Origin of the sequence: Azospirillum formosense, assembly GCF_040500525.1 — a bacterium.
Lineage (GTDB): Bacteria > Pseudomonadota > Alphaproteobacteria > Azospirillales > Azospirillaceae > Azospirillum > Azospirillum formosense_A.
Map to the genome: position 1 here is coordinate 249,217 of NZ_CP159404.1, position 16,680 is coordinate 265,896.

Genomic DNA, 16,680 nt, shown 5'->3' on the forward strand with positions numbered 1-16,680 from the left:
AAGAAACTCTTTGAAATGTAAGGATTCAGGGGCGTGTTTTCTATTGTTACTGTCCGGTAACACGCTGATCCTTGCCGTATATACCATTAATTAGCTCTTGATAGTTCATTGATCCAATCAAGACCGGTGTCCGTGCCGGCGGCGTTGCGTGAGGGCTGAAAGACCGTGGCGAATCCAACCTTCACTATGATCGGCACCAACAGCTTCGGCCTCTCTGACACCGGAAGCGAGGCCGCCCCGGTGCTGGCGGATCTGGATGGCGACGGCGATCTCGACCTTCTGGTCGGCAACGCGGACGGCAACACGCTCTTTTTCCGGAACTCCGGAACGACGCTGTCGCCGACCTTCACGCTGGACAGCACCAATCCGTTCGGGAACTCCAACGTCAGCGCGGGCGGCGCGCTTCCCGGTCTGGTGGACATCGACGGCGACGGCGATCTCGACCTGTTCATCGGCAACCATGCCGGCACCACCGTGTTCCTCCGCAACAACGGGACGACGCTGGCGCCGACCTTTTCGCTGGAAGGCACCAACCTCTTCGGCATTCAGAACGCCGGAAGTTACGGGGCGCCGGGCTTTGCCGATCTGGACGGCGACGGCGATCTCGATTTGCTGATCGGAAACAGCGCCGGCGATTTTCTCTATTTCCGCAACGACGGAACGACGCAGGCTCCGACATTCTCCCTGACAGGCACCAATCCTTTCGGACTGCTTCACGACATCGATGGGTATCTGTCGCCCGTACTGGCGGACCTCAACGGAGACGGGCTCGTCGACCTCATCAACAAGAGCACCGTCTACATCAACGTCGGCACGGCGGCGGCGCCGACCTTCTCGGCGCTTGCCACGAATCCCTATGGGAGCCCCGGACCTGGGGCTTACCCGCGGCCGGCCCTGGGTGACCTCGACGGCGATGGCGACCGCGATCTGGTGATCGGTGTCGATGGCGGCGACCTGGAGTATTTCCGAAACGTTTCCCCGGTGTCGGTGACCCTCGGAAACGCCGGCAACACGATCACGCTGTCGCAGATCAACACGCTGACCGGCGGGGCCGGCACCGACGTGGTGTCGCTGCTCGAGGTCGGGGCGACCTTCCTGGTCACCGGGGTCGAGACGTTGACCGGCAGCACCGCCACCGACCTGGTGACGCTGGGCGGCGGCGGCAACACGCTGGTGGTGAGCCGGGTCGAGACGCTGACCGGCGGTGCCGGCACCGACGCGGTGACGCTGGGCTCCGTTGGAAACACGATGCTCGTGGGCGGCGTCGAAACGCTGACCGGCGGCATCGGCACCGACATTGTGACGCTGAGTTCCCTCGGCAACACGATCCAGGTGGACGGCGTCGAAACGCTGACCGGCGGCATCGGCACCGACGTGGTGACGTTGAGCACCCTCGGCAACACGCTGACGGTGTCGCGTCTGGAGACGCTGACGGGCGGCATCGGCCCCGACGTCGTGACGTTGGCCAGCGGCGGCAACACGCTGCTGGCGGAGGGAATCGAAACGCTGACCGGCGGCACCGGCGCCGATTCGGTGACGCTGGGCAGCAGCGGCAACACGCTGACGGTCCGGCTGATGGAGACGCTGATCGGCGGCTCCGGCACCGACAAGGTGACGCTGGGCACCGGCGGCAACACGCTGACGGTCCGGTTGATGGAGAGCATCGTCGGTGGTTCCGGCACCGACATCGTGATGCTGGGCACCGGTGGCAACACGCTGTCGGTCGCCGGAGTCGAAACGTTGAACGGCGGTTCCGGATCCGACACCGTGACGCTGGACGGCAGCGGCAACACGCTGACGGTGCGGCTCGTCGAGACGCTGATCGGCGGCTCCGGCACGGATGTCGTGACGTTTGGCACCGGCGGCAACACGGTGTGGGTGAGCGGCCTCGAGACGCTGACCGGAGCTTCCGGCAGCGACCAGTTGCGGTTGGACAGCGACGGCAACACGCTGACGGTGCGGCTCGTGGAGACGCTGATCGGCGGTTCCGGCACTGACAGGGTGATGCTCGGCACCGGCGGCAACACGGTGAGGGTGAGCGGCATCGAGACGCTGACCGGAGACGCCGGCACCGATGCGGTGACGCTGCTCACCGGTGGGAACACGCTGACGGTGTCCCTTCTCGAAACGTTGATCGGCGCCAGCGGCACGGATGTCGTGACGCTGACCGGCACCGGCAACACCATGCTGGTGTCCGCTCTGGAAACCTTGATCGGTGGTTCCGGCATCGACGTGGTGACGGTCTCCGCCAGCGGCATGACCGCGCTGGTCGGTGGCATCGAAACGCTGAACGGCAACACCGGCGTGGAGTTCGTGACCCTGGACGGCGGCGGCAACACGCTGACGGTGTCACGGCTGGAGACGCTGATCGGGGGGGCCGGCACCGACGTGGTGAGCCTCAGCGGCACATCGAACAACACCATGGTGGTGGGCGCCATCGAGACGCTGATCGGCACCGCGGTGATCGACATGGTGATGCTGGGCAGCAGCGGCAACACGATCGAGGTGTCGCGGATCGAGACGGCGATCGGCGGTTCCGGCACCGACGTGGTGATGCTGGGCAGCGGCGGCAACACGTTGCTGGTGAGGCTGCTGGAGACGCTGACCGGCGGTTCCGGCAACGACGTGGTGGTACTCGCCTCCGGCGGCAACGTGATGACGGTGAGCGGGGTCGAAACGATCAACGGTGGCAGCGGCCTTGACATCGTGACCCTCGGCGACAGCGCCGGCAACACGCTTACGGTGTGGAGGATCGAGACGCTGACCGGCAGTGCCGGCACCGACGTGGTGACGTTGGCCAGCGCCGGTTTCACGCTGCAGGTGGAGGGTGTCGAGACGCTGACCGGCGGCCTCGGCATCGATGTGGTGACGCTGGGCAGCGCTGGAAATACGCTGGTGGTGAGCGGCGTCGAGACGCTGACCGGCGGCTCCGGCACCGACGTGGTGATGCTGGGCAGCGCCGGCAACACGCTGGTGGTGAGCGGCGTCGAGACGCTGACCGGCGGCTCCGGCACCGATGTGGTGACGCTGGGCAGCGCCGGCAGCACCCTGGCGGTATCGCTGCTGGAGACGCTGGTCGGCGGAACCGGCACGGATGTCGTGACCTTCTCCCCGGCCGGCAACCAGGGAACCCTTTTCGTTTCCGGCGTCGAAACCGTCCACACGCCGTTCCAGACATTGACGCTCAACGGCACCGACACGCTGATCATTCTATCCGCCAGCCCGTCCACCCCGGCGCTCAGCCCGACGTCGGACAGCGGCGCCCCCGGTGACGGCGTGACGAACGCGTCGCAGCCCACGCTGACGGGAACCGCCGACGCCGGCAGCGTCGTGCATCTGTACGGAAATGGTATCGAGATCGGGACGGGAACCACGAACGGTTCCGGCCTCTGGTCGGTGGTCGCCGGTACGACGCTTGCCGACGGGACCTGGACAGTGACGGCCAAGGTGATCAGCTCCGGCGTCGAGAGCGGGCCTTCCGGAGCTTTCCTCGTCACCATCGACAGCGGCGCGAATGCTCCCTCCGCCTTGGCATTGTCGCCCGCTTCGAACAGCGGGTCGACGGCGGACACGCTGACCAGCGTGACGGCTCCGGTGATCACCGGGACGGTGGCCGAGGCCGGCGTCGTGGTGCTGTACGAGGGAGCGACGGCGCTCGGCACGGTGACCGCTTCGGCGGCCGGCGCCTGGAGCATCACCGCGGGCTCGCTGAGCGATGGGACGCACACCCTGACCGCCACGGTGACCGACGCGGCGGGCAACACCTCCGCGGCTTCCTCCGCTCTGACGGTGACCATCGACAGCGGTGCCAACGCTCCCTCCGCTCTGGCGCTTGCCGTGGCTTCGAACAGCGGGTCGACGGCGGACACGCTGACCAACGTGACGGCTCCGGTGATCACCGGCAACGTCTCCGAGGCCGGCGTTGTGGTGCTGTACGAGGGAGCGACGGCGCTTGGCACGGTGACCGCTTCGGCGGCCGGCGCCTGGAGCATCACCGCGGGCTCGCTGAGCGATGGGACGCACACCCTGACCGCCACGGTGACCGACGCGGCGGGCAACACCTCCGCGGCTTCCTCCGCGCTGACCGTGACCATCGACAGCGGTGCCTCCTCGCCGACCGGGCTCGCCCTGGCAACGGCTTCGAACAGCGGGTCGACGGCGGACACGCTGACCAGCGTGACGGCTCCGGTGATCACCGGCAGCGTCTCCGAAGCCGGCGTTGTGGTGCTGTACGAAGGAGCGACGGCGCTCGGCACGGTGACGGCTTCGGCGGCCGGCGCCTGGAACATCACCGCGGCCTCGCTGAGCGACGGGACGCACACCCTGACCGCCACGGTGACCGACGCGGCGGGCAACACCTCCGCGGCTTCCTCCGCGCTGACCGTGACCATCGACAGCGGTGCCTCCTCGCCGACCGGGCTCGCCCTGGCAACGGCTTCGAACAGCGGGTCGACGGCGGACACGCTGACCAGCGTGACGGCTCCGGTGATCACCGGGACGGTGGCCGAGGCGGGCGTGATCGTGCTGTACGAGGGAGCGACGGCGCTCGGCACGGTGACGGCTTCGGCGGCCGGCGCCTGGAGCATCACCGCGGCCTCGCTGAGCGACGGGGCGCACACCCTGACCGCCACGGTGACCGACGCGGCGGGCAACACGTCGTCCGTTTCCACTGGGCTGACGGTGACCATCGACAGCGGCGCCTCCTCGCCGACCGGGCTCGCCCTGGCAACGGCTTCGAACAGCGGCTCGACGGCGGACACGCTGACCAGCGTGACGGCTCCGGTGATCACCGGAACGGTGGCCGAGGCGGGCGTGATCGTGCTGTACGAGGGAACAACGGCGCTTGGCACGGTGACGGCTTCGGCGGCCGGCGCCTGGAGCATCACCGCGGGCTCGCTGAGCGATGGGACGCACACCCTGACCGCCACGGTGACCGACGCGGCGGGCAACACCTCCGCGGCTTCCTCCGCGCTGACCGTGACCATCGACAGCGGTGCCTCCTCGCCGACCGGGCTCGCCCTGGCAACGGCTTCGAACAGCGGGTCGACGGCGGACACGCTGACCAGCGTGACGGCTCCGGTGATCACCGGGACGGTGGCCGAGGCGGGCGTGATCGTGCTGTACGAGGGAGCGACGGCGCTCGGCACGGTGACGGCTTCGGCGGCCGGCGCCTGGAGCATCACCGCGGCCTCGCTGAGCGACGGGGCGCACACCCTGACCGCCACGGTGACCGACGCGGCGGGCAACACGTCGTCCGTTTCCACTGGGCTGACGGTGACCATCGACAGCGGCGCTTCCTCGCCGACCGGGCTCGCCCTGGCAACGGCTTCGAACAGCGGCTCGACGGCGGACACGCTGACCAGCGTGACGGCTCCGGTGATCACCGGCAGCGTCTCCGAAGCCGGCGTTGTGGTGCTGTACGAAGGAGCGACGGCGCTCGGCACGGTGACGGCTTCGGCGGCCGGCGCCTGGAGCATCACCGCGGCCTCGCTGAGCGACGGGACGCACACCCTGACCGCCACGGTGACCGACGCGGCGGGCAACACCTCCGCGGCTTCCTCCGCTCTGACGGTGACCATCGACAGCGGCGCCAACGCTCCCTCCGCCCTGGCGCTTGCCGTGGCTTCGAACAGCGGCTCGACGGCGGACACGCTGACCAACGCGACGGCTCCGGTGATCACCGGCAGCGTCTCCGAAGCCGGCGTTGTGGTGCTGTACGAGGGAGCGACGGCGCTCGGCACGGTGACCGCTTCGGCGGCCGGCGCCTGGAGCATCACCGCGGGCTCGCTGAGCGACGGGACGCACACCCTGACCGCCACGGTGACCGACGCGGCGGGCAACACCTCCGCGGCTTCCTCCGGGCTGACCGTGACCATCGACAGCGGTGCCAACGCTCCCTCCGCTCTGGCGCTTGCCGTGGCTTCGAACAGCGGGTCGACGGCGGACACGCTGACCAACGTGACGGCTCCGGTGATCACCGGCAACGTCTCCGAGGCCGGCGTTGTGGTGCTGTACGAGGGAGCGACGGCGCTTGGCACGGTGACCGCTTCGGCGGCCGGCGCCTGGAGCATCACCGCGGGCTCGCTGAGCGATGGGACGCACACCCTGACCGCCACGGTGACCGACGCGGCGGGCAACACCTCCGCGGCTTCCTCCGCGCTGACCGTGACCATCGACAGCGGTGCCTCCTCGCCGACCGGGCTCGCCCTGGCAACGGCTTCGAACAGCGGGTCGACGGCGGACACGCTGACCAGCGTGACGGCTCCGGTGATCACCGGCAGCGTCTCCGAAGCCGGCGTTGTGGTGCTGTACGAAGGAGCGACGGCGCTCGGCACGGTGACGGCTTCGGCGGCCGGCGCCTGGAACATCACCGCGGCCTCGCTGAGCGACGGGACGCACACCCTGACCGCCACGGTGACCGACGCGGCGGGCAACACCTCCGCGGCTTCCTCCGCGCTGACCGTGACCATCGACAGCGGTGCCTCCTCGCCGACCGGGCTCGCCCTGGCAACGGCTTCGAACAGCGGGTCGACGGCGGACACGCTGACCAGCGTGACGGCTCCGGTGATCACCGGGACGGTGGCCGAGGCGGGCGTGATCGTGCTGTACGAGGGAGCGACGGCGCTCGGCACGGTGACGGCTTCGGCGGCCGGCGCCTGGAGCATCACCGCGGCCTCGCTGAGCGACGGGGCGCACACCCTGACCGCCACGGTGACCGACGCGGCGGGCAACACGTCGTCCGTTTCCACTGGGCTGACGGTGACCATCGACAGCGGCGCCTCCTCGCCGACCGGGCTCGCCCTGGCAACGGCTTCGAACAGCGGCTCGACGGCGGACACGCTGACCAACGTGACGGCTCCGGTGATCACCGGCAGCGTCTCCGAAGCCGGCGTTGTGGTGCTGTACGAAGGAGCGACGGCGCTCGGCACGGTGACGGCTTCGGCGGCCGGCGCCTGGAGCATCACCGCGGCCTCGCTGAGCGACGGGACGCACACCCTGACCGCCACGGTGACCGACGCGGCGGGCAACACCTCCGCGGCTTCCTCCGCGCTGACCGTGACCATCGACAGCGGTGCCTCCTCGCCGACCGGGCTCGCCCTGGCAACGGCTTCGAACAGCGGGTCGACGGCGGACACGCTGACCAGCGTGACGGCTCCGGTGATCACCGGGACGGTGGCCGAGGCGGGCGTGATCGTGCTGTACGAGGGAGCGACGGCGCTCGGCACGGTGACGGCTTCGGCGGCCGGCGCCTGGAGCATCACCGCGGCCTCGCTGAGCGACGGGGCGCACACCCTGACCGCCACGGTGACCGACGCGGCGGGCAACACGTCGTCCGTTTCCACTGGGCTGACGGTGACCATCGACAGCGGCGCCTCCTCGCCGACCGGGCTCGCCCTGGCAACGGCTTCGAACAGCGGCTCGACGGCGGACACGCTGACCAGCGTGACGGCTCCGGTGATCACCGGCAGCGTCTCCGAAGCCGGCGTCGTGGTGCTGTACGAAGGAGCGACGGCGCTCGGCACGGTGACGGCTTCGGCGGCCGGCGCCTGGAACATCACCGCGGCCTCGCTGAGCGACGGGACGCACACCCTGACCGCCACGGTGACCGACGCGGCGGGCAACACCTCCGCGGCTTCCTCCGCTCTGACGGTGACCATCGACAGCGGCGCCAACGCTCCCTCCGCCCTGGCGCTTGCCGTGGCTTCGAACAGCGGCTCGACGGCGGACACGCTGACCAACGCGACGGCTCCGGTGATCACCGGCAGCGTCTCCGAAGCCGGCGTTGTGGTGCTGTACGAGGGAGCGACGGCGCTCGGCACGGTGACCGCTTCGGCGGCCGGCGCCTGGAGCATCACCGCGGGCTCGCTGAGCGACGGGACGCACACCCTGACCGCCACGGTGACCGACGCGGCGGGCAACACCTCCGCGGCTTCCTCCGGGCTGACCGTGACCATCGACAGCGGTGCCAACGCTCCCTCCGCTCTGGCGCTTGCCGTGGCTTCGAACAGCGGGTCGACGGCGGACACGCTGACCAACGTGACGGCTCCGGTGATCACCGGCAACGTCTCCGAGGCCGGCGTTGTGGTGCTGTACGAGGGAGCGACGGCGCTTGGCACGGTGACCGCTTCGGCGGCCGGCGCCTGGAGCATCACCGCGGCCTCGCTGAGCGATGGGACGCACACCCTGACCGCCACGGTGACCGACGCGGCGGGCAACACCTCCGCGGCTTCCTCCGCTCTGACGGTGACCATCGACAGCGGTGCCTCCTCGCCGACCGGGCTCGCCCTGGCAACGGCTTCGAACAGCGGGTCGACGGCGGACACGCTGACCAGCGTGACGGCTCCGGTGATCACCGGCAGCGTCTCCGAAGCCGGCGTTGTGGTGCTGTACGAAGGAGCGACGGCGCTCGGCACGGTGACGGCTTCGGCGGCCGGCGCCTGGAACATCACCGCGGCCTCGCTGAGCGACGGGACGCACACCCTGACCGCCACGGTGACCGACGCGGCGGGCAACACCTCCGCGGCTTCCTCCGCGCTGACCGTGACCATCGACAGCGGTGCCTCCTCGCCGACCGGGCTCGCCCTGGCAACGGCTTCGAACAGCGGGTCGACGGCGGACACGCTGACCAGCGTGACGGCTCCGGTGATCACCGGGACGGTGGCCGAGGCGGGCGTGATCGTGCTGTACGAGGGAGCGACGGCGCTCGGCACGGTGACGGCTTCGGCGGCCGGCGCCTGGAGCATCACCGCGGCCTCGCTGAGCGACGGGGCGCACACCCTGACCGCCACGGTGACCGACGCGGCGGGCAACACGTCGTCCGTTTCCACTGGGCTGACGGTGACCATCGACAGCGGCGCCTCCTCGCCGACCGGGCTCGCCCTGGCAACGGCTTCGAACAGCGGCTCGACGGCGGACACGCTGACCAACGTGACGGCTCCGGTGATCACCGGAACGGTGGCTGAGGCGGGCGTGGTCGTGCTGTACGAGGGAACGACGGCGCTTGGCACGGTGACGGCTTCGGCGGCCGGCGCCTGGAGCATCACCGCGGGCTCGCTGAGCGATGGGACGCACACCCTGACCGCCACGGTGACCGACGCGGCGGGCAACACCTCCGCGGCTTCCTCCGGGCTGACCGTGACCATCGACAGCGGCGCTTCCTTGCCGACCGGGCTCGCCCTGGCAACGGCTTCGAACAGCGGGTCGACGGCGGACACGCTGACCAGCGTGACGGCTCCGGTGATCACCGGGACGGTGGCCGAGGCGGGCGTGATCGTGCTGTACGAGGGAGCGACGGCGCTCGGCACGGTGACGGCTTCGGCGGCCGGCGCCTGGAGCATCACCGCGGCCTCGCTGAGCGACGGGACGCACACCCTGACCGCCACGGTGACCGACGCGGCGGGCAACACGTCGTCCGCTTCCACTGGGCTGACCGTGATCATCGACAGCGAAGCGCCATCCGTCACCGTCGCGCTGGACAAGACGACGCTCGGTTTGGGGGAGACTGCAACCGTCACCTTCGTCTTCAGCGAGGCGCCGGTCGGCTTTTCCCTGTCGGCGGTTACCGCACAGAACGGGACGCTGTCGGACCTGTCCGTCGTGCCCGGCAGCGACGGGCTGGTTTATAAGGCCACGCTGACACCAAGCGTGGAAACGCTCGCCTCCGACAGCCACATCACCGTTGCCACAGGCTGGAGCGACACCGCTGGAAACACTCCGGCGGCGTCAGCGACCTCGGTCGGTTATGCCATCGACACCCGGACTCCGTCCGCCAACACGGCGCCTGTCATCGGCGGTGCCATGGCTGGCCAAGCGGCCAACGACGCCGCCAGCCTCCAGCCCTTCGCCACCCTGACTGTCTCCGACAACCAGACCGCGCAAGCCCAGACGGTCGTGGTGACGGTCCGCGATCCGGGCGGCACGGTTGGTGACGCCACCGGCGCCTTTACCGCCGCCAGCCTCGCCGCGAGCGGCTTTGTGAAGTCGTCCGCCGGCACCTACGCCTTGACCGCCGGCTCGGCGGCGGCGGCCCAGGCCGCGCTCCGGATGCTCGATTTCCAGCCGACGTCCAACAGGGCCGCTCCGGGCATGCGGCAGACGACCGCCTTCACCGTGACGGTCACCGACGCGGACGGCGCGTCGGTGACGAACAGCACGACCAGCATCGATATCCTGTCGGTCAACGACGCGCCGGTGCTGGCCCAGGGGCTCGGCACCCGCAACCTGGACCAGGGGCAGGCCTTCTCCTACACCATCCCGGCCGGAACCTTCACCGACGCCGACACCGGCGACAGCCTCACCCTCAGCGCGACCAGCGGCGACGGCTCGGCGCTGCCCGCCTGGCTCAGCTTCGACGCGGCCACCGGACGGCTGACCGGCACGCCGGGCAATGCCGACGTCGGCACCCGGACGGTGCGCGTCACCGCGACCGATTCGTCCGGGGAGACGGTTTCGGACCTGCTGACCATCCAGGTCGCCAACGTCAACGACGCGCCGGTGGCGACGAACGACACGGACGACACCGATCGGCTCACGCCGGTCACGGTGGGTGCCTCGAACGGCGTGCTTGCCAACGACACGGACCCCGACGCCGGAGACCGGCTGGTCGTCAGCGCGGTGAACGGCGACGCCGCCAACGTCGGCCGCGCGATCACGCTGGCCGGCGGCGGCCGGCTGACACTGAACGCCGATGGCGGCTACAGCTTCGACCCGGCGGGTGGGTACGGCACGCTGCTGTTCGGCCAGACCCGGCAGGAGACGGTCAGCTACACCGTGACCGACCAAGCCGGCGCGACCTCGACCGCGACGCTCACCATCACCGTGCGGGGCGTCAACACCGCCCCGGCGGTGCAGGAGGCCAAGCACGTCGCCATCGACCAGAATTCCAGCCGCGTCGGCCTGTCGATCGACAGGCCGGTCGATCCGGAAGGCGACCCGCTGACCATCACGGTCACCGGCCTGCCGACGGTCGGGACGCTCCAGCGCTACGACGGCACGGCGCTCGCCGTTGGCGACACGCTGACGCCCGACCAGCTCGCCGCGGTGATCTACACGCCACCCTTCGGCGCCACCGGCGCCGCGGGGTCCTTCAGCTACGCCGTGTCCGACGGGACCAACCTGGTTGGCCGGGCGGTGACGATCAGCCTGACGCCGGTGCAGTGGCTGAGCCTCACCCCGTCCAGCCTGTCGATCGCCGAGGGCAACAGCGGGTCGACCAGCCTGACCTACACGATCACCCGGCGCGGCGACACCTCGGGCGCCACCACGGTGAAGTGGCAGGTCGACACGACCGGCCTGAGCGGCAGTCTCGCGGACGCCGCGGACTTCGGCGGCACGCTGCCCAGCGGCACCGTCACCTTCGCGGCGGGGGAGACCAGCAGGACCATCACCGTGCCGATCAGCGGCGACCGGCTGGTCGAGGCCAACGAGCGCTTCCGGGTCCTGCTCTTCTCCCCCTCCACCACGGTGACCGACGCCAAGATCACGGTGGAGAGCGCCACCGCGGTCGGCACCATCCTCAACGACGACCGTGCCGCCACCATCACGGCGGTGACCGGACCGGTCGCCGGCCGCTATCTGGCGGCGCGCGGCGACACGCTGGACTTCACCGTATCCTTCAGCGACGCGGTCAGCGTCTCCGGCGGCGGCGCGCCGCGGCTGGCGCTAACCATCGGGACCCAGACCCGCTACGCCACCCTCCTGCGCGTGGACTCCGGCAAGCTGGTGTTCCGCTACGCCGTCGGCGCGGACGATCTGGACAGCGACGGGATCGCCGTCGCCGGGACCATCGACCTGAACGGCGCGCAGATCCGCGACGGCGCCGGCAACGCGGTCACCAGCCTGTCCTTCGGCAACGCGGCGCCGGTCACCAAACATGTGATGGTCAATGTCCGCGGCGGCCACGCCATCGACGGCTACATCGCCGGCGCCACGGTGTTCGCCGACGCCAACGCCAACGGCCAGCTCGATGACGGCGAGGCGTTCGGGACCACCAACGCGGTGGGAAGCTGGTCGATCCCCGGCGGGTCCGGCCCCATCGTCATGATCGGCGGCACCGACATCTCGACCAACCTGGCCTTCACCGGCGTCTACGAGGCGCCGGGATCGGCGTCGGTCATCACGCCGCTGACCACCATCATCATGGGCATGGCCGGGCTCGCCGGAACGGGCAGCGAGATCGCCGCGGCGGCGACCGAGCTGAAGAGCAAGCTCGGCCTCGACCCCGGCCTCGATTTGCTCACCTACGATCCCATTGTCGCGGTGACCACCGCCGGGGCGGGCGCCGCGGCCATCGCGGCCGCGCTGAAGACCCAGGCCGCGGCGGCCAGCGTCGCCAACGTGATCGTCCAGGGCAGCGCCGTGCTCGCCGGGGTGGTGATCGGCGCGCCGCGGGCCAGCGGCGTGATCGGGCGGGCGCTGGTGGGCGCCATCGCCGACGCGGTCAAGGCCGTCCCGGCGGGCGGCACCATCGACCTTGCCGATCCGGCGGTCCTGGCCGCCATCCTGGCCGCCGCCGGCGCGCGCATCGGGGCCGTGGACAGCGTGAAGCTGGCCGCGGTGACGGGCGGTGCCGCCAACGTCATCGCGGCGTCCAACGGTGCGGTGATCACCGCCGGCACGACCAACAGCGGCGGCGTCGACGGGCTGACCCAGATGGCCCAAGCCCAGGTGGTGGCCCAGGGCACGGCGGCGGACGAGCTGCGCACCGCCACCGCCACCGGCGACGTGTCGGGCGCGGTCGCCGCCTTCACCGGAACCAACCTGCAGCAGCAGATCAGCGCGGCACAGGTGGCCGTGGTCATCCCGTCGCGCCTTGCCATCGCGGCGGCGGACGCCGACAAGCGGGAGGGGGACGGCGGGACCACCGCCTTCACCTTCACCGTCACCCGCGCCGGCAGCGCGAGCGGCGCCCTGACGGTGGCCTGGGCGGTCGCGGCCGGCGACGGACCGGGCGGCGCCACGCTCGACGCCGCCGATTTCGGCGGGACCCTGCCGTCGGGCACCATCTCCTTCGCCGACGGCGAAACGACCAGGACGATCTCCGTCCTGGTGTCAGGCGACACGGACATCGAGCCGGACGAGACCTTCACCGTCACCCTGTCCAACCCGTCCGTCGCGGCGACCGCGATCGAAACGGCAACGGCGTCCGGGACCATCCGCAACGAGGACCCGATCGATCCGAAGCTGACCTTGCCCGGCGCTCAAACGGTCGTGGCGGGGACGGCGGCGGCCATCGCCGGCCTTTCGGTGACGGACGGCGACAGCGCAACGGTGACGGTGACCCTGACGCCAGGCAACGGCAGCCTCGGCCTCGCCGGACCCGCCGCCATTGTCACGGCCGGCGACGGCACCGTGACCATCAGCGGCAGCGTGGCCGACGTGAACACGACGCTGGCCTCGCTGGTCTTCACCGGGGCCGGCGGGCACACGGCGGCCAGCGTCGCGGTGATGGTGGCCGACGGCGACCCGTCGACTCCGGACGCCTCGGGCACCCTCGCCGTCGCCATCCAGTCGGCGCCGGCCAACGTGCTGCCGAGCAGCCCGACCATCGTCGCCGGCCGCTCGACCGAGGTGCTGGGGCTGGAGATCGCCGACATCGACGGCGGCACGATGACCGTCGTGCTGACGCCGACCAACGGCACGCTCACCCTGCCGCTCTTCGGTTCGGCCACGACGAGCGACCTCGGCAACGGCAAAATCCGGCTCACCGGCTCGCTGGAGGACGTGAACCGCACGCTGCAGCAGCTCGAGTTCACCGCGTCGCGCAACGTCACCAGCGCGTCGATCCGGTTCGAAACGTCCGACGACCAGCCACTGACCCCCGACGCGGACAGCCTTCTGGTCATCGGCGTGCTGTCCTCGCCGGAGCACAGCGCGCCCGCCAGCCTGTCGGTGGTGTCCGGCGTGGCGACGGCGGTAAGCGGCCTGTCGGTCAGCGATTATGACAGCCCGACCCTCCAGGTCACGCTGACCCCCTCCAACGGCGCGCTGGCGTTGACGGCGCAGGGCGGGGTGACCCTGACCCAGCCGTCCGCGGGCGTCTGGCGCCTGCTCGGCACGCAGGCCGACATCACGGCGACGCTGGCAACCCTGACCTTCACCGGCACCGCAGGCCAGACGTCCGGGACGATCCGGGTGACGACCAGCGACCTGGGCACGTTGACGACCGACGCCGAGGCGACCATCGCCGTGACCATCACCGATCCGGTGGTCCTGATCGCCCCGACGCTCACCCTGCCGCAGCCGATCACCCTGAACCAGGGCCTCGACACGGCGCTGGCGGGCATACAGGTTACCGATCCGGACAGCCCGTCGGTCACCGTGACCCTGACCGCGTCCCAGGCGACATTGGGAGCCACGGCGGCGGGGCAGGCGACCGTCGCGACGGCGGGCGACGGCACGGTGACCATCAGCGGTTCGGTCGCCGACGTGAACGCGACGTTGGCCGCCCTGCGGATCACCGGCGGCACCGCCGCCGCCGCGACCGTCGCGGTGACCGTGAGCGACGGAGTCACCACGCCGGCCACCGGCACGCTGACCCTGCCGATGGTGGACGTCACGCCGCCGGGCGGCCCGACCATCACCGCCGTGAGCACCGATTTCGCCGGCACGCGGCCGGTGACCGTCACCAACCGCAACCGGCTCTTCGTCCGCGGCACGGCGGAGGCCAACAGCCGCGTCGCCCTGTCCGACGGAGGGACGGAGGTGGCGACGGTCACCGCTGACGCGCACGGCGCCTGGGTCGCCGATCTCAGCGCGACCCCGATCCCGGACGGCAGCCACGCCTTCACCGCGCGGGCGACCGACGCGGCCGGCAACACCGGACCGGCGTCCGGCGCCCTGTCGGTGACCATAGACACCATCGCCCCGACGACGCCGTCGGTGGCCTTCAACGACGCGACCATCGACCAAGCCAAGCAGAGCAGCGTCGGGTTCGTCCTGTCCGGCGGCGAGAGCGGGACGACCTACCGCTGGACGCTCTCCTCGTCGGGCGGCGGCGATCCGCTGACGGGAACCGGTGCGCTCGCCGGGCCGGGCGGCACGATCGGCGGCATCGACGTGTCCGGCCTGTTCGACGGCACGTTGTCCCTGGTGGTCACGCTGACCGACGCGGCGGGCAACGTCTCGGTGGGCGGGACGGCGACCGCGACGAAGGCGGCTGGAGCGGTGGTGGACGGCACCAAGGTCCAGACGCTCTCGTCGCAGGTCAACGGAAGGGCCGTTGCCACGGTGGTGGTCCAGGCGCCCGCCGCCGACCGCGTGGAGGATCCCGGCAGCCCGAACGCCGGGCTGGCCGACGTGCCGCTGGTCCGGGAGACGGTGACCGACCCCGCCAGCGGACAGCCGGCGCAGATGACCACGCTGCAGGTCGCCCTGCCGACCGGAGTCGGCGTGACGGCGAGCGGCCCGGCGGCCCGCGAGGGGGCATCCCTGGCGCAGGCCGACCTGATCCGCGCGATCGAGGCGCGCACGACGACGGGGTCGGCCTCACGGTCGGACCTCTCCAGCGGCGGCCTCCACTATCTGAGCACGCTGTCGCAACAGGCGTCCCTGCTGCTGCGCACGCTCGCCTTCACCGCGCCCGCCACGCCGGGGGCGGCGATCCGGGTCAGCGGCGCCGCGGCGGGTTCCTCCATGCCGACGGCGCTGGTCATCGACACGACGGGGACCCCAGGTCCGCTGATCATACGGCTCGACACGGTGTCCTTCGTCGCGGTCATCGGTTCGGCGACCCTGAGCGGAGGCGAGGGCAACCAGGTGGTGTATGGCGACGCCGGCAGCCAGTCGATCATCCTCGGCCCCGGTGACGATCTCCTGTCGGGCGGTGGCGGCAACGACACGGTGGCCAGCACGCTCGGCAACGACACGCTGTATGGCGACGGCGGCGACGACCTGATGCACGGCGGCGATGGCGACGATCTGATGGATGGAGGCGCCGACAACGACACCATGGGCGGTGGCGCCGGAAACGACACCATGGGCGGCGGCGCCGGCAACGACATCCTGATCGGCGAAGGCGGCAACGACGCTCTGTTCGGCGGCGTGGGCGACGACACGCTGTTCGGCGGGGGCGGCGACGACACTCTGTTCGGCGAGGACGGCAACGACATCCTGTCACTGGGAGCGGGCGACGACCTGGCGGACGGCGGGGCGGGCAACGACACGCTGTTCGGCGAGGACGGCAACGACACGCTGTTCGGCTGGGCCGGCAACGACATCCTGTCGCTGGGAGCGGGCGACGACTTGGCCGATGGCGGGGCGGGCAACGACACGCTGTTCGGCGAGGACGGCAACGACACGCTGTTCGGCGGAGCCGGCGACGACGTGATGGCGGGTGGGGCGGGCGACGACCTCCTGTTCCTCGACCAGGGGGCCGACACGGTGTGGGGCGGTGCCGGAGCGGACATCTTCGCCTTTGGCCGCGCCTCCGGCGGATCCATGGTGATGGATTTCACCCCGGGCGCCGACCGGCTGGCCCTGTTCGACCCCTCTCTCGACCTGGGAAGCGTGATCGCGTCGGCGCGCGTGGTGAACGGCAGCACCGTGCTCGACCTGCGTCCGGGGGTGAGCGTCACCATCTTCGGGCAGACCGGCGACGTCGCCCGCTGGTTCGCCTGACCGGGAGGGGGGACGCCCCCCTCCTTCCGCGCTGTTGGTCGCCGAAACGGCGGTGCTATCCTT

General features: G+C 70.8%; 1 protein-coding gene. It reads left to right on the top strand.

Annotation, left to right across the window (positions count from 1 at the left end):
* The first annotated feature begins 165 nt into the window (after positions 1-165).
* Complete coding sequence (locus tag ABVN73_RS22005; protein WP_353861327.1) at positions 166-16,617, top strand: Ig-like domain-containing protein; 16,452 nt, start codon at positions 166-168, stop codon at positions 16,615-16,617.
* Positions 16,618-16,680: the final 63 nt, after the last annotated feature.